General features: G+C 56.1%; 20 protein-coding genes. 13 read left to right on the forward strand and 7 right to left on the reverse strand.

The genetic code is table 11. The features are described 5' to 3' along the window. The first annotated feature begins 171 nt into the window (after window positions 1–171). The 4 genes from IWW33_RS11235 to IWW33_RS11250 are packed head-to-tail and all read left to right on the forward strand — an operon-like array spanning window position 172 to window position 6,180. Window positions 172–1,071, forward strand: a complete 900-nt coding sequence (locus IWW33_RS11235; RefSeq protein ID WP_049798467.1) for a TnsA endonuclease N-terminal domain-containing protein — start codon at window positions 172–174, stop codon at window positions 1,069–1,071. Then, on the forward strand, window positions 1,064–3,232 hold the full coding sequence (locus IWW33_RS11240; protein WP_196914268.1) for a Mu transposase C-terminal domain-containing protein: 2,169 nt from the start codon (window positions 1,064–1,066) through the stop codon (window positions 3,230–3,232). The genes IWW33_RS11235 and IWW33_RS11240 overlap by 8 nt, the downstream gene beginning before the upstream one ends. Beyond that, entirely contained in the window at window positions 3,229–4,677 is a 1,449-nt protein-coding gene (locus IWW33_RS11245; protein ID WP_104886850.1) for an ATP-binding protein, read from the forward strand. The genes IWW33_RS11240 and IWW33_RS11245 overlap by 4 nt, the downstream gene beginning before the upstream one ends. A gap of 24 nt (window positions 4,678–4,701) precedes the next feature. Then, window positions 4,702–6,180 carry a TniQ family protein gene (locus IWW33_RS11250; RefSeq protein WP_013974897.1) on the forward strand — a complete coding sequence of 493 codons (1,479 nt, stop codon included), beginning with the start codon at window positions 4,702–4,704 and terminating at the stop codon, window positions 6,178–6,180. Here the strand turns inward: IWW33_RS11250 and IWW33_RS11255 are convergent. Beyond that, on the reverse strand, window positions 6,152–7,075 hold the full coding sequence (locus IWW33_RS11255; RefSeq protein ID WP_196914269.1) for a TniQ family protein: 924 nt from the start codon (window positions 7,073–7,075) through the stop codon (window positions 6,152–6,154). The two genes, IWW33_RS11250 and IWW33_RS11255, sit on opposite strands and share 29 nt — an antisense overlap. 173 nt (window positions 7,076–7,248) lie before the next feature. Between IWW33_RS11255 and IWW33_RS11260 the strand changes: the two genes are divergently transcribed. The 3 genes from IWW33_RS11260 (at window position 7,249) to IWW33_RS11270 (ending at window position 8,520) form a co-directional block, all read left to right on the forward strand. Beyond that, window positions 7,249–7,719, forward strand: a complete 471-nt coding sequence (locus IWW33_RS11260; RefSeq protein ID WP_044047197.1) for an antitoxin Xre/MbcA/ParS toxin-binding domain-containing protein — start codon at window positions 7,249–7,251, stop codon at window positions 7,717–7,719. A 143-nt stretch (window positions 7,720–7,862) separates the two neighbouring features. Continuing rightward, window positions 7,863–8,195, forward strand: a complete 333-nt coding sequence (locus tag IWW33_RS11265) for a DUF2790 domain-containing protein (RefSeq protein ID WP_044047196.1) — start codon at window positions 7,863–7,865, stop codon at window positions 8,193–8,195. Between the two features lie 136 nt (window positions 8,196–8,331). Further along, on the forward strand, window positions 8,332–8,520 hold the full coding sequence (locus tag IWW33_RS11270; RefSeq protein ID WP_016489899.1) for an AbrB/MazE/SpoVT family DNA-binding domain-containing protein: 189 nt from the start codon (window positions 8,332–8,334) through the stop codon (window positions 8,518–8,520). A gap of 105 nt (window positions 8,521–8,625) precedes the next feature. Here the strand turns inward: IWW33_RS11270 and IWW33_RS11275 are convergent, their stop codons facing one another. The 6 genes from IWW33_RS11275 to IWW33_RS11300 all read right to left on the reverse strand — a co-directional run bounded on the left by IWW33_RS11275 (window position 8,626) and on the right by IWW33_RS11300 (window position 13,800). Next, the gene (locus IWW33_RS11275; RefSeq protein ID WP_196914270.1) at window positions 8,626–9,081 is read right to left on the reverse strand and encodes a DUF411 domain-containing protein; all 456 of its coding nucleotides are present in this window, start codon (window positions 9,079–9,081) and stop codon (window positions 8,626–8,628) included. Next, window positions 9,071–9,853, reverse strand: coding sequence for a cytochrome c (locus IWW33_RS11280; protein WP_129931852.1), 783 nt, complete (start codon window positions 9,851–9,853; stop codon window positions 9,071–9,073). Before IWW33_RS11280 ends, IWW33_RS11275 begins: the two co-directional genes overlap by 11 nt. A gap of 10 nt (window positions 9,854–9,863) precedes the next feature. Then, window positions 9,864–10,979: a copper resistance protein B gene (locus tag IWW33_RS11285; protein WP_129931851.1), complete on the reverse strand. Its 1,116-nt coding sequence runs from the start codon at window positions 10,977–10,979 to the stop codon at window positions 9,864–9,866. Next, on the reverse strand, window positions 10,969–11,292 hold the full coding sequence (locus tag IWW33_RS11290) for a hypothetical protein (RefSeq protein WP_196914271.1): 324 nt from the start codon (window positions 11,290–11,292) through the stop codon (window positions 10,969–10,971). Before IWW33_RS11290 ends, IWW33_RS11285 begins: the two co-directional genes overlap by 11 nt. Window positions 11,293–11,306: 14 nt before the next feature. Beyond that, the gene (locus IWW33_RS11295; RefSeq protein ID WP_196914272.1) at window positions 11,307–13,412 is read right to left on the reverse strand and encodes a copper resistance system multicopper oxidase; all 2,106 of its coding nucleotides are present in this window, start codon (window positions 13,410–13,412) and stop codon (window positions 11,307–11,309) included. 181 nt (window positions 13,413–13,593) lie between these two features. After that, complete coding sequence (locus IWW33_RS11300; protein ID WP_060519770.1) at window positions 13,594–13,800, reverse strand: co-regulatory protein PtrA N-terminal domain-containing protein; 207 nt, start codon at window positions 13,798–13,800, stop codon at window positions 13,594–13,596. Window positions 13,801–13,965: 165 nt separating this feature from the next. On the opposite strand from IWW33_RS11300, the gene IWW33_RS11305 reads away from it, so the two are divergent. The 6 genes from IWW33_RS11305 to IWW33_RS11330 all read left to right on the forward strand — a co-directional run bounded on the left by IWW33_RS11305 (window position 13,966) and on the right by IWW33_RS11330 (window position 22,734). After that, window positions 13,966–14,643 carry a heavy metal response regulator transcription factor gene (locus IWW33_RS11305; RefSeq protein ID WP_129931848.1) on the forward strand — a complete coding sequence of 226 codons (678 nt, stop codon included), beginning with the start codon at window positions 13,966–13,968 and terminating at the stop codon, window positions 14,641–14,643. Further along, window positions 14,643–16,049: a heavy metal sensor histidine kinase gene (locus IWW33_RS11310; protein ID WP_196914446.1), complete on the forward strand. Its 1,407-nt coding sequence runs from the start codon at window positions 14,643–14,645 to the stop codon at window positions 16,047–16,049. Before IWW33_RS11305 ends, IWW33_RS11310 begins: the two co-directional genes overlap by 1 nt. Window positions 16,050–16,518: 469 nt before the next feature. Further along, window positions 16,519–17,769, forward strand: a complete 1,251-nt coding sequence (locus IWW33_RS11315; RefSeq protein ID WP_129931846.1) for a TolC family protein — start codon at window positions 16,519–16,521, stop codon at window positions 17,767–17,769. Further along, complete coding sequence (locus IWW33_RS11320) at window positions 17,766–19,229, forward strand: efflux RND transporter periplasmic adaptor subunit (RefSeq protein WP_129931845.1); 1,464 nt, start codon at window positions 17,766–17,768, stop codon at window positions 19,227–19,229. Before IWW33_RS11315 ends, IWW33_RS11320 begins: the two co-directional genes overlap by 4 nt. Beyond that, window positions 19,226–22,384 carry an efflux RND transporter permease subunit gene (locus tag IWW33_RS11325; RefSeq protein WP_196914273.1) on the forward strand — a complete coding sequence of 1,053 codons (3,159 nt, stop codon included), beginning with the start codon at window positions 19,226–19,228 and terminating at the stop codon, window positions 22,382–22,384. The genes IWW33_RS11320 and IWW33_RS11325 overlap by 4 nt, the downstream gene beginning before the upstream one ends. Next, window positions 22,381–22,734: a copper-binding protein gene (locus tag IWW33_RS11330; protein WP_129931843.1), complete on the forward strand. Its 354-nt coding sequence runs from the start codon at window positions 22,381–22,383 to the stop codon at window positions 22,732–22,734. The genes IWW33_RS11325 and IWW33_RS11330 overlap by 4 nt, the downstream gene beginning before the upstream one ends. The last annotated feature ends 157 nt before the right edge of the window (window positions 22,735–22,891 follow it).

Below are 22,891 nucleotides of genomic sequence, written 5' to 3' on the forward strand. Positions count from 1 at the left end.
GCTCTGACCGCACATCGGGCCGGAGCCAGGCCTTGGAGATTCGGGTGACAATCCTCTACCCAACGCTGTGACTGTTGTCCTGGCTTAGCCCGCTCTCTGGGGTGTCCCCTGTGCACGACACCTGTCCTCGTCCCGGTCGAGCGGGTCGCCCAATTTTGAGCGACTCGAACAATGGCATCCATGCCCATAGCTCCGGTCAAGGCTGCACATCGCAAGCTGATGACCCAGGCAAAAATAGATAAGAAAATTCAATCGGGTCGTGGGTGTGGAGTCAGAGATTCCTATAAGCCATGGATCAAAGTGTGGGAGATCAAATCAAAGGGTGTCTCTCATATGATCGCGGGAGTTAAAATTCACCGCACACACCACCTGCTGTCCAATGCAGAGCGAGATTACTTAACTGTACTTGAGCACGATGCCTCGATCATCGATATCCGAGAGCAGTATCCTCTGCTGACACAGGCTGAGACCCAAGCAATTGCCTCAAGTATTAACTGTCGCCACCCTGTATATCCTGGCACGCAAATACCTGTCGTTATGACGACGGACTTTCTCGTTACCTTCTTAGATTCCTCTGGCGAAACAAGGCTAGCTGCTCGATCAGTGAAATACCGAAAAGAGTTTGAGCAAGCTGATCTTCAGGCGCGTAATCGAATAGCAGAAAAGCTAGCCATCGAAGAAAAATACTGGGCAATGAGGGGGGTGGACTGGAAGCTGGTCCTGCATGAAAACCTCTCAAAGATAAAATTAGCGAACCTCAAGATTCTCAGGACATACGCCAGTATTCATCCCTCGTTACCGACGGAGAAGAACATCGGCAATTTGCTTGGATACATTGAGGAGGCAAAGACGGATCAAATACCGTTAAAAATTCTTTTGGATAAAGCGTCTCGTGACCTTTACATTGAATATATGGGGGTAAAGCGCCTCTTCCATCACCTGCTATGGAACGGTCGTTTAGAGTCAGATCTTACCTCGAAAATAATAAGCATGTCGCAGCCGTTGCACGTATGGCCGAATCAAAGGTCAGCGGCTTTGTCTCTGCCAAACGAGGTTTCCCATCATGCTTGATCTTAAAATCAACAGCATTGTCACTCCTGGCGAAGAACCTAGCCTACTAAAAAAAGCGGTTCGGATTTTAGGCATAGATGATGATTCTGTAATTGTGATTGAGCTGAGTACGAATCCCAGCAAGCCGTGGCAGATCGAGCGGTCCGTTTTGATTGACGATATTGACGCAGGGCGCGCAATCTTAAGTCGAGAAATGGTGCCCTTACATCTGCTCAGAAGTGATGATGAAATTAGTGAAAATGAAAAATCGAGCCGAAATCGTAACTGGAGCCTTATAAGAGGGTTAGTAGAAGATCGCTCCGCCTTGGAAATTCTTGGACCGGGTTTTGGAAAGCTGGTTGCTAGGCATGCCCTAGAGGCAGGAGTAGAGCGTAAACAGATATACCGGCTTCTATACCGCTACTGGAGCATGGGGCAGACACCTAACGCGTTTCTATGGAACACTAGTGCTTGCGGTGGTCGGGGAAAGAAAAAGGATCGATCCTCAGGCATTATCCCCGGTAGGCCGCGTAAGTATCGTGGTGTCGTTGTCAATGATGGTGGTGCCATCACGCTCGAACCGCGCCATCTCTCTCATATCCGTTTGGCTTACGGGCGGGTTGCTAGCGGCAAATGCGGCACCCTGAAAGATGCACATAAGTGGATGTTAAACAAATTTTATAGAGAGACTCTGCCAGACGGCTCGAAAGGAAATATTGTACGCGGCAGTTACCCGACTACTACCCAGCTCAGATATCACGGTAAGCTTTTTTTCGATGATCTTTATAAACTTAAGGTGCGTGGCGGTTCTGTTCGATACAACAAAGATCATCGTGCTATCGTTGGCGCAGCTTCCCAAGGCCTGATGGGTGCGACCCATCGATATGAGATAGATTCCACCATCGCTGATGTATATTTAGTGCATCGCGTTAACAGGCTATGGCTCATAGGACGCCCCATACTTTATGTGGTCGTCGATACCTTTACTAGAATGATTGTAGGGATTCACGTGGGCCTTGAGGGTCCCAGTTGGAATGGGGCTCGACACGCGATATACAATGCTTGCACCCCAAAGGTCGATTTTTGCAAGCGATACAATGTTGAAATAGATGAGGCTGACTGGCCGTGCTCGCACTTGCCAGTCGAAATTGTTGCTGACCGGGCCGAACTTCTAAGTGAGGCTGGGGCAACGCTGTCGCAAAGCTTGGGACTAGCGGTGCAAATTTTGCCCCCCTTTAGGCCTGATTGGAAAGGGATCATCGAAAGCCGCTTCCGTCTGATCAATGAACACCTGGACTTGAAATTTGTTCCAGGCGGAGTAGATGCTCGTAAAATGGAGCGTGGTGATAGGGACTACCAACTCGATGCGATTTTGGATATCGACGAGTTCACAGAAATGGTTATTGTAGGGGTCATGGCGCACAATAAGAGCCTACGCATACCACACCTATTAAGTCGCGAGATGATTGCCGACGGTATAGAAGCGACGCCTATAGCAGTTTGGAATTGGTCTAAAGCTAATAGTCCTATCAATTCTAAAGTGGTTTCTCCGGCTGAGTTGAAAATTGCTTTACTGCCCTCTCAAGAGTGTCGTATCAGTCGAGGCGGTATTGTTTTCCAAGGCGTCCAATATACATGTCAAACAGCCTTGCGTGAGGAGTGGTTGGAGCGCTCGCACAATCTGCGGACGAAGTATGTTCGAGTATTCTACGATCCTAACTCTATTGAAAATTGTTGGATCAAGTCCGAAGCAGGTTTTGAGGCTTTAACTATTGTACCGCAGCAACGGCAGAAATATGGTGGACTCCGTATGGAGGAGGTTCTTGATATGGTCCATGTCTTGAACCAAGTATCGCCGGATGCCCGTTATGACAGTGACAATACTGCGGCGCTGGTAAGGGGGCGGCAAGAGGAAATCCTTGACCGGGCCAAAGCCAAACGTGCCGCACAGGGTGACCCGAAATCGAATGCAGATTTCAAGCGGGACAAACGTGCCAAGCGTGCGACCGAAGCTCAGACCGAGCGCGATTCCCATACCGCTGATCTGAATCAGCTACGCGTTGTGGATCACACGCCCCTTGCGGGAGAAAATTCTAGGCCAGTCACCGGCAGGCCCAGTTCCACAAGAAGCGCGGCGTTTCTGAAACTGGTAGTCAGCGAGGGTAGCGAGACAGAGACATGAACGATTTGACCTTCTCCCCCGCAGAATATATTCCTACAGGCATGCCTCAATATGATGGCAACCCGCTGATTGAATGCTTGCCTAGAATTCTCTCGGATGTTGATGTGGTGAGGCGTGTTGGGAACCTTCCGCCGAAGCCCGACGAGGCCGAACGAGCGTTGCCACCGAAGCTTCGCGGCCATGGGATCAACCGGCTCAAAGATGTTGTGGTTCCATTCGAAATCCACTTGCGCCTCGAAGACCTATTCAGCCAGCTGATCCGCTACGGCTATTCGGGCCGCAATCCGCTGTTGGCCTCATCTGTTAGGCATCGATTGCCTTCCTCAGCAGATGCCAAGCGCCATGGATTCATGTCCACCGCTGAGACGATGACCCTGATTGGCTTGAGTGGTATGGGCAAGACCACAGCGCTTAATTCCATAGCAAGGCTTTATCCGCAGGTGATCAGTCACAGCAGATATAAAGACGCGATTCTCATCGAAACCCAGGTTGTGTGGCTAAAGATTGAGTGTCCTCACGATGGCTCGTTGCGCGGTTTTTGCGCAGCATTCTTCTCTGCACTGGACGCTGCGTTAGGTGTCGAAAAATACTCTCGCAGGGGCGGTGCCGCCAACAGCATCAGCGTAATGCTCCAGCACATCAGTCAGCTGTGCAAAACCTTTTTTATCGGTGCTTTGATAATTGATGAAATGCAGCATCTTTGCTCGTCGCGAGGGGGGCAGGATCGGGAAAAGTTACTGAATTTCTTCGTAACTTTATCCAATGATGCGGGCGTTCCGCTTGTCTATGTAGGGACCAACGCAATGCTTCCGCTTTTTTCTGGTGTGTTGCGTAATGCCCGAAGAGCGGCGGGGATGGGACCAATCGCCTTTGACCGTTTCAGCGAAGACGATCCGTTTTGGCATCACTTGGTGTCCCAACTCTGGGCCTATGACTGGACGGAATCTTGCGCTCCCCTGACGAGTGACCTCCTGTCCAAGATCTATGATCTCACCCAGGGCAATACAGATTTCCTAGCGAAACTGCTTATGCTTGCGCAGCGTCATGTTATTTGGGAAGGAATCGACGCCATTACGCCAGCCGTGCTTCAGCAGGTGTATGACAATCAAATGAGGCTTTTGCACAAGCCCATCGAGGCCCTTCGAAGCGGTGATCCTCTTCAGATTGCTGATTTCGAGGACATGATGCCTACAAAAGACCAAATCGCTCAGATGATGAGCTACGACTTGGCTCGCCGGGCGGACCGGGCTCATCTTTCGCTACTTACACAGACCGCGATAGCACCTTCACCTCTAGCAAAGGACAAATCGGTGCCGAAGGCTCCGAGTCGTACGGTCGTACCGGTTGCTGACGGCGCGTTAACTAACGTGCATTTTTCGAAGGACGAAGACCTTCAGGCTCAGCTCGAACAGCGCGGCTGGGTGGATAGGGATTCTTCCTGGTAATTTGACGCAGGGGAGCTCAGGGCAGTGGCTAACCTTCTGTTCTTCCCCCAGCCGTTTCCGGATGAGTCGCTCTATAGCCTGGCCGTGCGCTATCACAAGCTAGCAGCGAATCAGGGATACCGAGCGACCAGCCAAGAGCTGTTCGGTAGCTACTCGCGTACCTGCGGTTCCATCCTGCCGTGCTGCTTAGAGGCTCTGTCTGAACGTCTCAGAGGCGCCTTCTCTGTAGGAGAGCTGATCGAGCGCTTCACGCTTTTACCGCTTTTTCTGCCTTTTTTGGACGACGAGAAGGGCCGCGATGCTGCCGTTCTAATGGGAGGTAATCGAGGTACAGGCCTCAAGATGGCCTTGGGCATTACAGCATCGCGTTTCCTCCAACACGCCTCGTTTAGGTATTGCGAGAGCTGCGTCAGAGAGGACATTCTGGAGTGCGGCTCAGCTTATTGGCATCGTATTCACCAAGCATCGGGCACTTGCATTTGTCCACGCCACAGCGAAGTACTACAGGCGATTAGATTCCCCGGATGGTCAGATTGGCGTTGTATGTTGCTTCCGGGGGAATCTGCTGGAACGCCGGTTATGGACTGTGGTGACCACAGCGGGGCCGTTGCCATTGCCCACATGCAGCTGTGGGGGCTAGACCATCCCAATGAGATGAAAACGATTCTGGCTGGAAATTTGCTCAGGAACCGTTTGGACGAGATGGGTTTTATCAGGTCTGGACGAATTAGAGAGCAGATGCTGAGAGATTTTTTAACCAGGCGACTTCGGTGCAGTCCTAGCGCCGCCGAATTCGAAGAAATGGTTCGATCCGCTGAGTGGGTCTTTCAGATATTGCGGCGACAAGGTCGAACCGTGCAGCCTTTCAAGTTCTATTTTCTCTGCTGGCTCCTTGATCTAGAGCTGGAGCACCTGAAGACCTACCGTCTAGAGGACGTTAATCGCGCTGGTATTGTGGTCCGGCCTGATGAACCGAATAACCTCATCCCTGACGATGACCTTCACGCCCGGCGAATAGCGTTTGCGAAGAGTACGAATCTCAAATGTCATGACAAGCCGGGCTATCAGTGGTTGTACCGCCACGACAGGGAATGGTTGGCCCGTTATGTTGCTGGGAACCCCTACCACAGAGACCGAAGAATTTTGATCGATTGGCAATCCAGGGACTCGGCCCTTGCGTTGGAGCTCGCTAAAGCGAAGACGATGATTCTTTCTGTAGACGGAAAGCCTCAGCAGGTCACCCGCGCTGCTCTATGTAGGCGTGTCCTAAACGCTCATGCTTTCCTCAAGATGCCGGACCACTTTCCGATGAGCACTAGGTTGATGGCGGGTTTACTTGAGTCTACTCATGACCATCAGCTACGTAAAATCCGGTGGGCAATTCGAGAATACTCGCTGACTGAAAACTGTGCGATGAGTGTTTTATACCGTTATGCAGGAATAAGAATATCTCGCGTATCCGAAGATGAAGTCTTTACGCAGATACGTGACGATATGGATTAGTTTTCATGGCTTCGTGCAAAAGTTTATTGAATATGACTGTTTTCTTCTCCCGCAGCACGTCTCGCTCATCCTTATTATTTAGCAAGTTGAAATAATTTTCAGCGGTGTGGCATCCAAGAAACACATAGATAGGATATTTGTCGCTGGTAGAGATACTGGCATGGGTGAGTCTCGAAGTTATGCCCATTTCTTCGTTGATCAGTTTGGAAATATTCAGCTGGGTTTTTTCGAATGCGCTAGTTCGATTTATCATGAGGCTTGCATATGCGACAAAGTCTGCCATTCCATCCTTGATCATAGGGCCGCTATAGTCCAAAAGGTCTGCGACAAATTTGGCATACATATGACGGTTTGATCCGAATTCTCGCTTTTGACGTTTTGACCATGTGTTAAGCTTGCTGCACTTGGCTAGGTGATTAATCTCGTGCTTTTTCATTGGTATTGAGCAGGTCGGACATGTCTCGATTAGAGCGCGGGCATGAGTACTGCACACCTGTACGGAACCCAATACGTGCCTGCGATGAATATAGGGGCTTCCGCAATTATCCAAGTCTTCGCGAACACAATCTGGACAAACCTTTTCCCAAGTTTTCGGTGTGACGATTGCGGTCGCTCGATGACGCCCGAGGGCAGCTATCATAGGATACAAAGTGTGATCGCTTAAGGCTAGGTCCGAAATCTTGTGCTCGTCTAGCAGCTTTGGGTAATAGAATTCTTGATGCGGCCGCCACTCTGTTTGCAACTTCCCCAAAGTCTTATTAATTCCGAACCCAATACGAGGTTTCGCTTTTATATAGAAATCTTCAGTTTTCAACGATTTAATGCCTAGGAGCTCATTGCCGCGCTTAAGCGCAGATGCGATATATTCTCCAGGTAATGGTGTGAAAATTTTCATGCAATGATGTTCTGGAAGACGAGTGGTATGGCATTTTAGTTAGAAGACACCGGTACTGCATACACGTTAGTGATCGTTTTGGGCTAAGGTGTGAAGGTTAAAGGGCGTCGGGCGTGCTTGGGAATCAAATTCGATCTAGTCTGACAGCCAACGCACAAGAGGAGGTCGATGCAATGAATCCTACAAGCACGCCCCCACCTGTTGAATCGCAGGCTTTTGCACCAACGTTCCACTTGGTTCATACCGACCTTGATGAGTTGAGCCAGCTGGAGCTCCTGCGTCTTGTCCAAACAGGATTTTTTTTCAGCGACGTGAAATGCATGGTCGAGTCCTCAAGCCTATTCAAGGCTCGTAACCTCGTCAGGCGAATCACAGGAATATCGACCAGAAGCGTTCACCGTCTGAGCCATTCCGTTCAGGCCCATCGCCTGGATGCCCAGCAGAGCGCGGTGGCGTTTCAATATGCGAAAGGACTGGAGCTTGCGTCGAAGGTATTTGGCTCTCAGATGCTCGCGGAGCAGTGGCTTTGTCGGCCGTGCGGCCGTTTGATGGGGTTTGTACCCTTCGAGATGCTCGACACGTCGCTCGGATTCAGCGTGGTAGCGGACTATCTTGAGCGTCTTCGCCTGGGTGTCTATCAGTAGTGTGCCTGAGGGGAATTGGTATGCCGTGTAGACGCAACGCTACCTCCATCTGCAAGCCGGACTTACAACCTTGTAATCCCCGTATCACTCAATTGACAGCGACAAAATCCTAATCTTCAGTCACGTCTATTGGAGTGATTGAAATGAAAGTCATCAAAAGCATCGCGGCCATCCTGGCCATAGTGGCCTCCTCAACCGCGCTCGCCGAAGGAGGATCCGACCGTCTATACGGGAAGATGATTCAGGCCAATGAGCAAGCTATGCGAGCTTATGCGGCCGTCAATGATATGAAGCCACCGGAGGTGATCCATTATCGCTACGGGATGCGGCTCGACGTGGCAAGAGTAATCAGCATGACATCGACCAAGGCGAGCTGTGACGTGATGCCAGCACAGATGAACTACGAGGATTCCAATGGAGACCTGAAAATCCTTGAGTACCGGACCGCTGGTATCGGTTGCCGGGGCCAGAACTGAGCACTGATCGAGCGGGCAGGACTTACGCTGATAAAAGCCGGGTTGAAGCGTCAATTCCGGCGATTGATCGCCTGGTTACCGGCTTTCATGACTGGTGGAGTACGATGAGAATTGGTAGCTCAGGCAGGACAGCCCAATGACTCAATCAGCGCGCACCACGGTCAAGTGCCTTGATCCCGGCGACGGCTCCGGCGATGTGATTGTGGAACTACCCGACGACATTCTGCGCGAGCTCGGGGTCACGACGGGCGACAGACTCTCCATCGAGCTTATCAACGGCGATATCGTACTCAAGCCAGTCCGCGAGCGCCGTGAATCTGATTAGCTACGCTTTGCAGGCCCTCTGTGTCGTCGTGTTGAGCTGATGAAACTTTCTAGCGGGGATTTATGGGACGGCAGTCAGCCTACTGCCGTCCTTCTGGTCGGTGCGTTATTTGGCTGGATAGTTGGCGACTACTTGGTCCTCGCCGCTTTTGGTCAAACCAATAACCTGGTAGGCATGGCTTACACCATCAACCTCCATGCCTGGGGATCCAGCTGGCATTCCTGGCACGGCGATCCCTACCAGATCGTTCCGCTCCTTGAGTTCTCGAATCTGCTCAGCTGGCACGTGACCTTCAACAAACTTTCCGTCAATCACGGCTGTATGGCAGGACGCTAACCGAGGCGCTACGCCCAGCTTCTGTTTCACTGCGCTCATGTCCGTCTCAACATGGTCGGTCACTTCGAAACCATTGGCTTCTAGGTGAGCGATCCACTTCTTGCAGCAACCGCAGTTCGCATCTCGGTGAACGTCGATGGACAATGGCTCGGCGGCGTAGGCCGCCGAGGCCACCAGCAGCCCAGCGATTGCGGCTAGCCGAACGAGTATCCGGTTAGTTGGCATGAGTGTGCTCCTTACCGTCTTTGTGAACATGCGTCTTTGTCGACGATTTCGGGTGGGCGTCCGAATGGGCTTCGGCCGCATTGTGGTCACCGTGATGATCTGCCGCTTGGGCGGCGCCTGCGGGTGCAGCTCCATGGTCGTGAGCTGTCTGAGCATGGTCGTCATCTGCCGCTTCGTCGTGATCGCCACGCTCGGCATGACCGCTCCCGCCGTGCTGGCCCTCATGATTATGCATATCGCTTTCACCGCCGCCGTGCTGATGGCCGCCGCTCGTGGCCACCAACGCCTTGTACTGCTCAGGATTCATTTGGGGCAGTTGGTCAAGGAACGCGACTATTCCCCAGATGTACTCATCACCCATGCTCTTGCCCCAGGCGGGCATGCCGGTGGCTTTGATGCCGTGCTTGATCGTCCAGAATGCGGCAGCCGGATCGTCTCCGACACCCACCTTGGTGAGGTCAGGTGGCGACGGGTATAGCGCTTGGCTGAGTTCTGTCTTTCCAACGCCAGGGGCGAGGTGGCACCCAATGCACATGGCGTTGTAGTTGCCTGCGCCTGCCTTGATCAACGCAGCATTCTTCAGGTCAGGCACTTCAATGTCTCGCGCTCGAACCTCAATCGACCGGTCGCGAGCCATGGCGAGAAACGAATGGACAGCCGGGAAGTGAGGATCATCGGCGCCGACATTCACCAAGCCGAAATACGCGGTGCCCAATACCGCAGCACTTCCGACAGCACCGGCCACAAGCAGCGTTGTAATTGTTCTTTTCATGTTGGAATTCTCAGAACCACATCCTGATACCGGCAACGAAGCGTGCCTCATCAACATCTCCACCCTCGTCTCGGATGAAGTCAGCGGTTTTGCCGTAGGAGCGGCTCCAGGTAACGCCTATGTACGGGGCAAACTGGCGGACGATTTCATACCGTAGACGCAGCCCGACTTCGGTATTGGCCAGACCCGATCCAACACCGCGCTCAGGATCGTTCTTGCCATAGAAGTTCGCCTCAGCCGTGGGCTGCAAAATCAAGCGATTGGTCAGCAGGATGTCGTATTCGCCTTCAAGACGCGCAGCAGTCTGGCCGTTTTCGCCGATGAACGCCGTAGCTTCGGCCTCGAAGTCATACAAGGCCATGCCCTGAATACCAAAGGCTGCCCAGGTCTGCGGTGATTCCGGTTTGAAATCCTGACGGACCCCGGCGACCACGTCCCACCAAGGACTGACCGAGCGCCCGTATAGCAGTTGCAGCTCAGCATCTTCGGTTACCCCGTTGGTGCGCTCGCCTTCCGACCGAACCCAGAGTCGATTGATGTCGCTACCTACCCAGCCAGATGCATCCCAAGCCAGGGTGCTGCCCTCATCGGCGTCCTGGTATTCGAGCTGGTCCAACAGGAAGAAGCTGTTGATTCCGCTGTCGTGCACCTGGTGGCCACCCAAAGGCGGAAAGGCTGCCTCGCGGTCGGCATCAGTGAGCACTGGAATCGGCGTGCGGCTCGTTGTGGTCGGAGAAGTCGCTGAACCAGGATTCATCTGGGAATGGTCCATGCCCTTCATCGAACCGTGATCCATGCCCTTCATGTTTCCATGGCCCATTTTGCTGTGGTCCATCTTGCTATGGTCCACCGGGCTGGATTTGCTCTGGCTTTGAGCATGCCCCATCTGGCTGTGATCAACAGGGGCAGGCTGTTTCTGCTGTTTGCTCATCCCCATCTTGCTGTGATCCATCGCCGGCATCGATTCGGACGGAGCAGCATCCATTTGCATGGAACCGTGCCCCATTTTCGAATGATCCATGCCCGAGTGATCCATTTCTTCAGCGGCGAAGCTGGGCGTTACGCCCAGCATGCCGATTGAAACAGTCAGGGCCAGCAGCGAAGGCCGCCCAAGGCTATTGACCATCTTTCCCTGCCTTAGCTTTGTCGCTGCCATGCGATTCCATCATTTTGTCGTGGTCCACGCCTTCCATCGAGCCATGGTCCATCCCCTTCATCGAGCCGTGGTCCATACCTTCCATGGACCCATGGTCCATGCCTTCATGGTTCATGCCCTGGCCCTGCTTGTCCTGCGAACCTTCGGCTTTACCGGCCTCGGTGGATTTCTGGGAATGCTGATCGTGGTTGTCGCTAGACCACGACGACGGGGCATAAACAGCCAACATGCCGACCATCGCAGCAGAGAGGAAAAAGGCGCTTCGTTTCATTGGTTTGCTCATCTCAAATCTCCAGTTCATTCGTCCACACGGACTTCTCGGAACATGCCCATTTCCATGTGGAACAGTAGGTGACAGTGATAGGCCCAACGTCCCAAGGCATCTGCGGTGACGCGATAGCTTCGTTTTGAGCCAGGTGGCATGTCGATGGTGTGCTTGCGAACCATGAAGTTGCCGTTCTCGTCCTCCAGATCACTCCACATACCGTGGAGATGGATGGGGTGAGTCATCATGGTGTCGTTGACCAAGGTGATGCGAAGACGCTCGCCATATTTCAACCGCAGCGGTTCAGCGTCGGAGAATTTGATACCGTCGAACGACCATGCGAACTTCTCCATGTGGCCGGTAAGGTGCAGTTCGATTGTGCGTCCAGGCTCTCGACCATCGGGATCGATGAAGGTGCTCCGCAAATCGGCGTAGGTCAGCACTCGGCGCCCGTTGTTGCGCAGGCCAATTCCCGGATCGTTCAGCTTCGGGGTCGGCGACATGGTCTGCATATCGACCAACGGGTTGTTGGTCTCGGAAGTCGGATGGCTCTGCATTGCACCGCTCATGCCGGCCATGCCCTCATGACCCATCCCAGCCATCTTGCTGTGATCCATGCCGGCCATGTTGCCGTGGTCCATTCCAGCCATCTTGCTGTGGTCCATGCCGGCCGTGCTGCCATGGTCCATTCCAGCCATCTTGCTGTGATCCATGCCGGCCATGTTGCCGTGGTCCATTCCAGCCATCTTGCTGTGGTCCATGCCGGCCGTGCTGCCATGGTCCATTCCAGCCATCTTGCTGTGGTCCATGCCGGCCATGTTGCCATGGTCCATTCCAGCCATCTTGCTGTGGTCCATGCCGGCCATGTTGCCGTGATCCATTCCAGCCATCTTGCTGTGGTCCATGCCGGCCATGCTGCCATGGTCCATCCCAGCCATCTTGCTGTGATCCATGCCGGCCATGTTCCCTTGGTCCATGCCAGCCATGCCGCCGTGATCCATTCCGCCCATGCTGCCGTGGTCCATGCCCATATCGCTCATGGCGATGATCGGGCGTGGATCTACCTCCGGTACGGGCGCTTGCAAGCCTTCACGAACCGCCAGGGTGCCTCGGGAGTACCCGGTGCGGTCCATAGATTGCGCGAAGATCGTATAGGCCTGCTCGTTTTCAGGTTCGACGATGACATCGAAGGTTTCGGCAACGGCGATCCGGAACTCATCGACCGATACGGGTTTGACGTACTGGCCGTCGGCAGCCACAACCGTCATCTTGAGCCCAGGAATCCGGACATCGAAATAGGTCATGGCCGAGCCGTTGATGAAGCGCAGACGGATCTTCTCGCCGGGCTTGAAGATGCCCGTCCAGTTGCCGTTCGGCGCTTGGCCGTTCATGAGGTAGGTGTAGGTATACCCACTAACGTCAGCCAGGTCGGTGGGGCTCATCTTCATTTCAGCCCACATCTTCCGATCCGCTACAGCGGCCGACCAGCCTTTCTCGCTCACATCGTCAACGAAGTCGCTAACTGTGCGCTTATGGAAGTTGTAGTAGTCAGATTGCTTCTTGAGTTTGGAGAGCACCCGCGCCGGGTCTTCATCCGTCCAATCGCTGAGCATGACGACATAATCACGGTCGTACACAAACGGCTCCGGATCCTTGGCATCGATCACCAACGCCCCATAGACCCCGGACTGTTCCTGGAGGCCTGAGTGGCTGTGATACCAGTAAGTGCCGTTCTGGTGGACCTTGAACTTGTATTCGTACATGCCATCGGGAGCGATGCCGTGGAAGCTCAAGCCCGGCACACCGTCCATGTTGGCGGGCAGGATGATGCCGTGCCAGTGAATGGAGGTGTCCTGTTTCAGCCGGTTGCGTACGCGCAGCGTCACGGTGTCGCCTTCGCGCCAACGCAGGATCGGCCCTGGCACGGAGCCGTTGATGGCCATGGCCGTACGAGCTGCACCCGTGATGTTGACGGGCAGTTCGCCAATATACAGATCGAAGTCCGTGCCGCTCAGCACGTTCGGTTGGCCAGGGCTTGTCACGGCCCAGACCGGCGCGCGCCACATGCCGAGCCCACCCAGAAGTCCGGTAGCGGCCAGGCCTTTGACGAATGATCGTCTCGTGGTTTTGCTTTGCATGCCGTTGCGTCCAGTCAGGTAGATCGCTGATATCCAGGCTGCTCGATGGCGCAGCCCTTGGGTTCATTGGAGCTCTCACCAGTCTCGTAGACTTTCGCCACTGCGCGAGGCTGATGAGAGGCCGTAGTCTGAAACTGCCATAGTTCAGATTCCGGAGTGATTACATTTCTGTAAGCTCGGATCAGCAGCTTTCGTGGCCGGCATGCTTGCTGGACTGGGCGGCGACTGGCGCCTGCTCTTTCTTCTCCTGCGCAACTTGGAATGCCTGCATGGAGCTTTGGCGAGCCGCTTCCATCCGCGCAAAGGTCCGGTCCGCGCCGCCCTCTGCCAGGGCGATGCCTGCCATGCCGAAGGTAACGACCATCACAATTGCTTTGACCATGTTCATCTGGAGATCCTCAGTGGGTTCTGCGCCTCATGGCGTCAGGTACAGGGTCAAGTTAGCTTCGCGGTGCTGTCAGAAAACTGATCTCGACATTACTTTTCCGTCAGCTTCTGGTTGGACGACTTTTTTCCTGCAAACTGGAGATGCACCCCGCGTGGATGAGAGCAGATGAAATTACTCGTAGCCGAAGATGAGCCAAAAACCGGTGTCTACCTCCAGCAAGGCCTGACAGAAGCTGGCTTCACCGTTGACCGGGTGATGACAGGCACTGACGCCTTGCAACAGGCACAGAGCGAAGCGTATGACTTGCTGATCCTCGACGTGATGATGCCGGGGCTCGATGGCTGGGAGGTCCTGCGCAAGATCCGTGCGGCGGGGCAGGATGTGCCGGTCCTTTTCTTGACAGCCCGAGACGGCGTAGACGACCGCGTGAAAGGCTTGGAACTGGGCGCGGATGATTACCTGGTGAAGCCCTTTGCGTTCTCGGAGCTGCTGGCTCGGGTTCGCACGTTGCTGCGCAGAGGCAACGGTGGTTCTGCTCAAACCACTATGAAGATGGCAGACCTTGAGGTAGACCTGCTCAAGCGTCGAGCTACGCGAAACGGCAAGCGGATTGACCTTACTGCCAAGGAGTTTTCCCTGTTGGAGCTGCTCATGCGCCGTCGCGGCGAGGTCCTCCCAAAGTCGCTGATCGCTTCTCAGGTCTGGGACATGAATTTCGACAGTGACACCAACGTGATCGAGGTCGCGATTCGCCGACTGCGGGCCAAGATTGATGACGACTTCGCGCCAAAGCTCATCCATACCGCCCGAGGCATGGGCTACATGATGGATGTGCCGGAGTGATGCGCCCGCAATCATCGCTCGTCAAGCGACTGACCCTGATGTTCATGTTCGCGGTGACTGCTGTTCTGGTGGTTGCCGGCGTGGCTTTCTACGGGCTCAGTCAGCACCATTTCCGGATGCTGGATGAGCAGGCACTTTCCGAAAAGCTGGAGTCAACGCGTCATATCCTGTCCATCTCAGCAGCGCGAGGCGGGCTCGACGATCAGGAGCAGCAGCTGCGGGCATTGCTCGGCGCACATCAGGATCTATCGGCGAAAATCACCAAGGCTGACGGTACGGTCCTTTTTTCAGACCCCAAAGCCTCCAAAATTCCTCAGCGGTTCGAGCAGGCGCACCGGGGTGCGGTCTGGGAATGGCAGGATGAATCGCAGAACTTTCGCGGCATTACCGCCCAGCTGACCATTGCAGGCGAGCCGGAAACGGTGACGGCCGTGCTGATGCTCAATGTCACCACTCACGCCCATTTCTTTGTCACCCTGCAATGGTGGTTCGGAATTGGCCTGGTGATCAGCGCGATTGTGAGCGCAGGCTTGGGCTGGGTCGTTGCCAAGAGTGGGCTTAGGCCTGTTGGGCAAATCACTAAAGTGGCCACCGGGATGTCGGCAAGATCGCTCCGCGAGCGCATTCCGCTGGAGCCCGTGCCGCTGGAGCTTCAGGAGCTCATCCTGTCTTTCAACGGGATGCTGGGACGGTTGGAGGATGCATTCGTTCGGTTGTCCAACTTCTCTGCCGATATCGCTCACGAGTTGAGAACGCCAGTCAGCAACCTTCTGACCCATACCGAAGTGGTGCTCACCAAGAAGCGTGACCTGGATGCCTATGAGGAAAACCTCTATTCGAACCTGGAGGACCTCAAACGCATGTCGCACATGATCGACGACATGCTTTTCCTCGCCAAGGCGGATAACGGTCTGATCGTGCCCGAGCAGATTGATGTGGAACTCTCCGACCTCGTATCCAAGCTGTTCGAGTACTACCAGTTCCTGGCTGAGGATCAAGGCATCCAGCTGACCCTACACGGGCAGGGTAAGGTTCGTGGCGATCGCCTGATGATTGACCGAGCGCTTTCCAACCTTCTATCCAACGCGTTGCGCTACACCCCGGAAGGCAACGAGATATCAGTGCAGATCGAGCAGACGCCTGAAAGCGTGACGCTTTCCGTGCGTAACAGCGGGGTAACCATCGACCCCCAGCACATTGGCAAGATCTTCGACCGATTCTATCGAGCCGATCCAGCCAGGCGCGAAGGCGGCCCAAGCAATGCAGGCCTGGGGCTGTCGATAACCCACTCTATCATCGAGGCTCATAGTGGACGAATCTGGTGTACTTCAGCGGAAGGTGTCACAACTTTCTTCATCAGTCTCCCAGCCTCCAAGCGGTTGGTTAGTGCAGCCTCAACCCCTTAATGCTGAACTCATCCCGGTAACCTATACTCGCCCATCATGAATCGGTTCATTCGACTGCTCACCATCCTGATGCTTATCGTGGCGCTTCCGCTTAACGGGATGGCGGGCATCGATTCGGCGACTGAACCTTGCCCAATGCAGGCCATGGGCATGGAAACGATGGCGGGTATGGATCATGACTGCTGCCAGGACCAAGACCTGGGTAAGACTGGCGATCACGCCAAATCCTGCAAGGTCGGCCAGGAGTGCAGGACTGCCAGTACCGTACAGCTCAGCTTCCTGACGCCTGGGCTGACCTTTGCTAAGCCACGACCTGCCGATACCTACGCGGTAGGCATAGCGACAGGCTCTCCCCCCGATCCATGGCGGCCTCCCCGCGTCTGATTCCCTCTTAATTTCACACCGTCGTTCCGCCTAGCAGCGGGGCGATGGCACGCGCCTGGGCGCTGATCTTTCGAGGAATCATTTGATGACTCCCCAACGTTTTCAGGGACGGATAACCACGGCCGTCCTGTTAATACTGCTGCCGGCTGTCTCGGCTCAGGCTGCAACGCTGTCGCTGGATGAAGCGCTGCAACTGGCTGAACGCAACGCTCCCTCTCTACAGGCCCGCCAGGAGCAGGCATCAGCTGCGCGCAGCGCGGTCATTCCAGCGGGCGAACTACCCGATCCGCGCCTGAATCTTGGGGTACAAAACCTGCCGGTTGAAGGCGCCGATCGCTGGAGCATGAACAGAGACTTCATGACCATGCAGGTGGTTGGCCTGTCCCAAGAAGTACCGAACCGGGACAAACGCAAAGCTCGCATAGAGACAGCGCAGGCCACGGTCGAGCGAGCCGATGCCGAGGCGAGCTTCGAACGCTTGAAGGTTAGGGCGGCAACCGCACAGGCTTGGGTTACTGCGTACACCGTGCAGCGAAAGCTTGAACAGTTCGACGCTTTCTACAAAGAGAACCAGCTGCTGGCTTCTACGGTACGAGCGCGCCTGGCCGGAGGCGCAGGCTCAACGGCCGATACGTTGGCTCCCAAACAGGAATTGGCACAGTTGGACGAGCAGAAAGATGTTTTGTTGAGTCAAGCAGCTCAAGCGCGAGCCGCGCTGAAGCGCTGGATTGGGCAGGACGCCGAAGTAGGCGCGCCGACCTTCCCTGTCTGGACTGTAGACGCAGCTGAATACCTGCACTCCGTCCATGCCCATCCGGAGCTCAATACCTACAACGCCATGACACGCGAGGCTCAAGCCCAGGTACACCAGGCTCAGGCGGAAAAGAAATCGGATTGGTCCTGGGGAGTGGATTATCAGCGCCGTGGTCCGGACTTCAGCAATATGGTCAGCCTGCAAGTCAGCTTCCAATTGCCATTGTTCACCAGCTCACGGCAAGACCCGATGATTGCGGCACGACGCGCACAAGTTCGCCAATTGGAAGATGAGCAGGACGCTGCCCTACGCGAGCATCAAGCCCAGCTTGAAACAGACCTTGCCGAGTACCAACGCTTGCAACGGGCAGTGCGGCGCAGTCGCGAAACACTTTTGCCCCTGGCCGAGGACCGGGTACGCCTCGCTCTGGCGGACTACCGCGCCGGTAAGTCGCCGTTGAGTGAAGTGCTGTCGGCACGCCGGCAGCGTGTGGAGGCACTGCTACAGGATGTGGACCTGCAAGGACAGTTGGCGGCAACAGCAGCGCGTCTGCATTTCGTTTATGGAGAGGTGCGGGCATGAGGAATAGGTCGATTGGTTTCGTCGTGGCTGCTGCCCTTGCTATTGGGATAGGCGCGGGCTTCTGGCTAGGTGGGAGAGGTGCGTATTCGCCATCGCAGCCAGTAGGTGAGGAAAAAAAAGCGCTGTACTGGTACGACCCGATGTATCCCCAGCAGCACTTCCCGGCGCCCGGAAAATCGCCGTTCATGGACATGCCGCTCGTGCCCAAGTATTCGGATGACACGGCTGGCGAGGAGCAGCCTGCGGTTCAGGTCTCGGCTGGGCTCCAGCAAAACCTTGGGATTCGATTGGCAACGGTGACGGCTGGCCGGCTAGAACGGACCCTAAGTGTGAGCGGCGTTCTGACGTTCGACGAACGCGACTTCAGCGTGTTGCAGGCCCGTACTGGCGGTTACGTCGAACGCGTCTATGGTCGAGCGACGGGCGACATCGTTGCCAAAGGGGCTCCTCTAGCCGATGTGCTGACCCCGGAGTGGGCGGGTTTGCAGGAGGAATACCTGGCGCTGCGGCATTCCGGTGACGCTCAGCTGACGGCGGCGGCACGACAGCGGCTCGTGCTCGCCGGCATGCCGGCCGACCTGATCAACCGGGTCGCGAGCACTGGGAAGGTGCAGCTCTCGGTCACACTCTCCGCACCCACTGCCGGTGTAATCCAGGCTCTCGATTTGCGACCCGGCATGACGCTGACGCCGGGGGCTACTTTGGCAAGGATCAATGGAGTGGCCAACGTCTGGCTGGAAGCGGCTGTGCCGGAAGCCCAGGCTCAAGGCCTTCGCGAAGGCCAGCCTGTGCAGGCGCAATTGCCAGCGTTCCCAGGCGATCCCATACCGGGCAAGTTGACTGCGCTATTGGCCGATGCCGATTTGCAGAGCCGCACGTTGCGCCTGCGTATCGAGTTGCCCAACCGAGATGGGCGGCTTCGTCCTGGGATGACCGCTCAAGTGGCTCTCCATCCCGGCGAGTCTGCCGAGCAAAGCCTCTTGGTGCCTGCCGAGGCGGTCATCCGCACCGGCAAGCGAGACCTGGTGATGCTGGCTGAAGACGGTGGTCGCTTCCGGCCGGTGGAAGTCGTGTTGGGCCAGGAGAGCAAAGGCCAAGTTGCGGTGTTGCAGGGTCTTCAGGCAGGACAGCGCATCGTCGCGTCCGGGCAATTCCTGTTGGACTCCGACGCTAATTTGAAAGGCATCGAGGCGGCGACGGTGCAGGATAGTCAGCCTAATGCGGGGCCAGCCCTGCATGAAGCGGATGGCCGTGTCGTGCAGATAGACGGCACCCAGCTCACCGTTGCCCACGGTCCTTTCATCACCCTGGGCATGCCAGGGATGACCATGACCTTCCCTGTGGCTGAGCAGTCTCTCCTTGATGGCCTCAAGATCGGTGCGCAGATTCGCTTTGGCATACGCGAACGGGACGAGGGCATGGTCGTTGAGCAGATCAAAGTGTTGGAGGGCCAACCATGATTGCCAAACTGATCCGCTGGTCGGTAGGCAACCGTGTGCTGGTGCTCCTCGCCACGCTGTTTCTGGTGGCATGGGGCTTCGTCTCGGTGCGTAGCCTACCAATCGACGCCTTGCCCGACCTGTCGGACGTGCAGGTGATCATCCGCACGTCCTACCCAGGCCAGGCTCCCCAGATCGTTGAGAATCAGGTGACCTATCCGCTGACCACTACCATGCTCTCGGTTCCGGGGGCCAAAACGGTTCGCGGCTTCTCCGCCTTCGGTGACAGCTTCGTCTATGTGCTGTTCGAGGACGGCACCGATCTGTATTGGGCGCGCTCACGGGTGCTTGAGTACCTGAGCCAGGCGCAATCGCGATTACCTGCGGCAGCCAAGCCGGTACTGGGCCCTGACGCCACCGGGGTGGGCTGGATTTATCAGTATGCGTTGGTCGATCGCAACGGCGGCCATGACCTGTCGCAACTGCGCAGCCTGCAGGACTGGTTCCTGCGCTTTGAACTCAAGACGCTGCCGGATGTCGCTGAGGTGGCCACCATCGGCGGTATGGTCAAGCAGTACCAAGTCGTCCTCGATCCGCTGCGTATGGCCAGCCTCGGTATCACCCAGGCTGAGGTGGTGGAGGCTATAGGCAAGGCCAACCAGGAGACCGGTGGCGGTGTATTGGAGCAAGGCGAAGCGGAACTCATGGTACGTGCGGCCGGTTACCTGCGATCGCTGGATGATTTCAGAGCGATACCCCTGCGACTGGCTACCAAGGGCGTGCCGGTGATATTAGGCGACGTCGCTACGGTGCAGATAGGTCCGGAAGCCCGCAGAGGCATAGGCGAACTGGACGGCCTCGGCGAAGCCGTAGGAGGTGTGGTGATCCTGCGCAGCGGGAAGAATGCTCGTGAGGCCATCGCGCACGTCAAGGCCAAGCTGGAAACCCTGAAGAAAGCCCTGCCAGCCGGGGTGGAACTTGTCACCGTCTACGACCGCAGCCAGTTGATAGACCGTGCCGTGGAGAACCTCAGTCACAAGCTGATCGAGGAATTCGTGGTAGTGGCGTTGGTATGCGCAGCGTTTCTCTGGCACCTGCGCTCATCGTTGGTGGCTATCGTGTCGCTGCCCGTGGGAATCCTGATTGCGCTGATCGTCATGCGTCATCAGGGCATCAACGCCAACATCATGTCCCTTGGCGGAATCGCTATTGCCATCGGTGCAATGGTGGACGCTGCCGTGGTCATGATCGAGAACGCCCACAAACGTGTTGAGGCTTGGCATGCCCGGCATCCTGGTCAACCGTTGCGAGGCGAAGCGCATTGGAGGGTAATGACAGAGGCGGCCGTCGAGGTAGGACCGGCACTGTTCTTCAGCCTCATGATCATCACGCTTTCGTTCATCCCGGTGTTCACGCTGCAAGCCCAGGAAGGGCGACTCTTTGCACCCCTGGCGTTTACCAAGACCTACGCAATGGCAGCGGCGGCTGGGTTATCGGTGACACTGATACCGGTGCTGATGGGGTACTGGATCAGAGGGCCACTTCCTGCGGAACAGCGCAACCCGCTCAACCGGGGCCTCATCCGGCTGTACCGTCCGGCATTGGAGGTCGTCCTGCGCCGGCCTCTGGTTACCCTCGCTGGAGCATTGCTCATCCTGCTCAGCAGTCTGTGGCCCTTGAATCATCTTGGGGGCGAGTTCCTTCCTCCGCTCGATGAAGGTGATCTGCTCTACATGCCTTCAGCCTTGCCTGGACTCTCGGCGCAGAAAGCTTCAGAGCTGTTGCAGCGAACGGATCGTCTGATTCGCACCGTTCCCGAAGTGGCCAGTGTCTTTGGTAAAGCCGGCCGCGCCGAGTCAGCTACCGACCCGGCACCGCTGGAGATGTTCGAGACCACCGTTCGGCTCAAGCCCAAGAGTGAATGGCGTCCAGGAATGACCACGGAAAAGCTCATCGAGGAGCTTGACCGCACTGTGCGTGTGCCTGGGCTGACCAACATCTGGATCCCGCCCATCCGCAACCGCATCGATATGCTGGCCACCGGCATCAAGAGCCCAATCGGCGTCAAGGTTGCCGGCAGTGACCTGGACCAGATAGACCGGGCTACCCTCGCTGTGGAGCGGGCAGCGAAAAAGGTACCTGGAGTGACTTCGGCGCTGGCAGAGCGTTTGACTGGTGGCCGCTACATTGATCTGGATATCGACCGCCATGCCGCTGCCCGTTACGGTCTGAACATCACCGACGTACAGGCCATCGTGGCCGGCGCCATTGGTGGCGAAACCATCGGGGAAACGGTTGAAGGCTTGGCCCGATATCCCATCAGCGTGCGCTATCCACGCGAATGGCGTGATTCGGTGGAGGCGTTGCGTCAGCTGCCGATCTACACCTCGCAGGGCGGCCAGCTGACGCTCGGCAGCGTGGCGCGCATACGTATCACCGATGGTCCGCCAATGCTGAAGAGCGAGAATGCTCGCCCCTCGGGCTGGGTGTACATCGATGTGCGCGGCCGGGACCTTTCGTCTGTTGTTGCAGACCTACGCCAAGCGATCGACAGCGAGGTAAAGCTCGATCCAGGTATGAGCTTGAGCTACTCCGGCCAGTTCGAATACCTGGAGCGGGCGAACGCCCGTCTGGCCTGGGTGGTGCCAGCGACGCTGGCCATTATCTTCGTGCTGCTCTACCTGACCTTTGGCCGCCTCGGTGAGGCGCTGCTCATCATGGGCACGCTACCGATCGCGCTAACCGGAGGCGTTTGGCTGCTGTACCTGCTGGGCTACAACCTGTCGGTGGCCACTGGCGTTGGTTTCATCGCCCTGGCCGGCGTAGCGGCGGAGTTTGGGGTGATCATGCTCATCTACCTGAATAACGCTTGGGCTGAGCGTCAGGCCAAAGGCGAAAGCACACGAGCAGCGCTGCTCGACGCGATCCGTGAGGGCGCGGTGCAACGCATCAGGCCCAAGGCAATGACTGTGGCGGCCATCGTTGGAGGCCTGCTTCCCATCCTCTGGAGCAGCGGTACCGGCAGCGAGGTCATGAGCCGCATCGCGGTGCCAATGGTGGGCGGCATGCTCACCGCCCCCTTGCTTTCCCTTTTTGTAATCCCAGCGGCGTACTGGCTGATCCGTCGCCGCGAACTTGCTGTAGCTACCCTCAACCTCTCAGGAGAAATCCAGTGAAAAAGCTAATTGTCATCGCAGGCCTGGTCACCGCTTTCGTCGCCAGTGCGCATGCCCAGGACATGGATGGAATGGACATGAAGAAGATGCCAGCCTCCGCCGAGGGTGGCCAAGGCAGCCAGGCGGCACCCACTGCGCATGCTGAGGGGACAATAAAGGCGCTGGATCCTCAAAGCGGGAAAATCACCTTGGCGCACGGCCCGGTAGCAGAGCTCAAATGGCCGGCGATGACCATGGGCTTCCAAGCTGAGTCTGCACAGCTGAAGGGCTTGAACGTAGGAGACAAGGTGAAATTTGGGTTCCGTATGGAGGGAAGTGTCGCGAAAATCGTGAGCATCCAGAAGCAGTGATTGAAAAGCCTTGGATGATCGGGCACGCCTTCATACCGAGATGATTCGGACAAGCTTACAGAAATGTAATCAATCTTCAGGCCCCCGTCAGGTCGAACGCTACATACCGTCATGAGACGGTGCACTGGCATCTCATCGACCCGATACCGGAGATATG

The sequence above is a fragment of the Pseudomonas sp. M2 genome, from assembly GCF_015751845.1.
GTDB classification, from domain to species: domain Bacteria; phylum Pseudomonadota; class Gammaproteobacteria; order Pseudomonadales; family Pseudomonadaceae; genus Aquipseudomonas; species Aquipseudomonas putida_E.

What these genes read in the sequence shown, in the direction of transcription:
- IWW33_RS11235 (WP_049798467.1), top strand. Translation starts at nt 172, where the DNA reads ATGGCATCCATGCCCATAGCTCCGGTCAAGGCTGCACATCGCAAGCTG.
- IWW33_RS11240 (WP_196914268.1), top strand. Translation starts at nt 1,064, where the DNA reads ATGCTTGATCTTAAAATCAACAGCATTGTCACTCCTGGCGAAGAACCT.
- IWW33_RS11245 (WP_104886850.1), top strand. Translation starts at nt 3,229, where the DNA reads ATGAACGATTTGACCTTCTCCCCCGCAGAATATATTCCTACAGGCATG.
- IWW33_RS11255 (WP_196914269.1), bottom strand. Translation starts at nt 7,075, where the DNA reads ATGAAAATTTTCACACCATTACCTGGAGAATATATCGCATCTGCGCTT.
- IWW33_RS11260 (WP_044047197.1), top strand. Translation starts at nt 7,249, where the DNA reads ATGAATCCTACAAGCACGCCCCCACCTGTTGAATCGCAGGCTTTTGCA.
- IWW33_RS11265 (WP_044047196.1), top strand. Translation starts at nt 7,863, where the DNA reads ATGAAAGTCATCAAAAGCATCGCGGCCATCCTGGCCATAGTGGCCTCC.
- IWW33_RS11270 (WP_016489899.1), top strand. Translation starts at nt 8,332, where the DNA reads ATGACTCAATCAGCGCGCACCACGGTCAAGTGCCTTGATCCCGGCGAC.
- IWW33_RS11275 (WP_196914270.1), bottom strand. Translation starts at nt 9,081, where the DNA reads ATGCCAACTAACCGGATACTCGTTCGGCTAGCCGCAATCGCTGGGCTG.
- IWW33_RS11280 (WP_129931852.1), bottom strand. Translation starts at nt 9,853, where the DNA reads ATGAAAAGAACAATTACAACGCTGCTTGTGGCCGGTGCTGTCGGAAGT.
- IWW33_RS11285 (WP_129931851.1), bottom strand. Translation starts at nt 10,979, where the DNA reads ATGGTCAATAGCCTTGGGCGGCCTTCGCTGCTGGCCCTGACTGTTTCA.
- IWW33_RS11290 (WP_196914271.1), bottom strand. Translation starts at nt 11,292, where the DNA reads ATGAGCAAACCAATGAAACGAAGCGCCTTTTTCCTCTCTGCTGCGATG.
- IWW33_RS11295 (WP_196914272.1), bottom strand. Translation starts at nt 13,412, where the DNA reads ATGCAAAGCAAAACCACGAGACGATCATTCGTCAAAGGCCTGGCCGCT.
- IWW33_RS11300 (WP_060519770.1), bottom strand. Translation starts at nt 13,800, where the DNA reads ATGAACATGGTCAAAGCAATTGTGATGGTCGTTACCTTCGGCATGGCA.
- IWW33_RS11305 (WP_129931848.1), top strand. Translation starts at nt 13,966, where the DNA reads ATGAAATTACTCGTAGCCGAAGATGAGCCAAAAACCGGTGTCTACCTC.
- IWW33_RS11310 (WP_196914446.1), top strand. Translation starts at nt 14,643, where the DNA reads ATGCGCCCGCAATCATCGCTCGTCAAGCGACTGACCCTGATGTTCATG.
- IWW33_RS11315 (WP_129931846.1), top strand. Translation starts at nt 16,519, where the DNA reads ATGACTCCCCAACGTTTTCAGGGACGGATAACCACGGCCGTCCTGTTA.
- IWW33_RS11320 (WP_129931845.1), top strand. Translation starts at nt 17,766, where the DNA reads ATGAGGAATAGGTCGATTGGTTTCGTCGTGGCTGCTGCCCTTGCTATT.
- IWW33_RS11325 (WP_196914273.1), top strand. Translation starts at nt 19,226, where the DNA reads ATGATTGCCAAACTGATCCGCTGGTCGGTAGGCAACCGTGTGCTGGTG.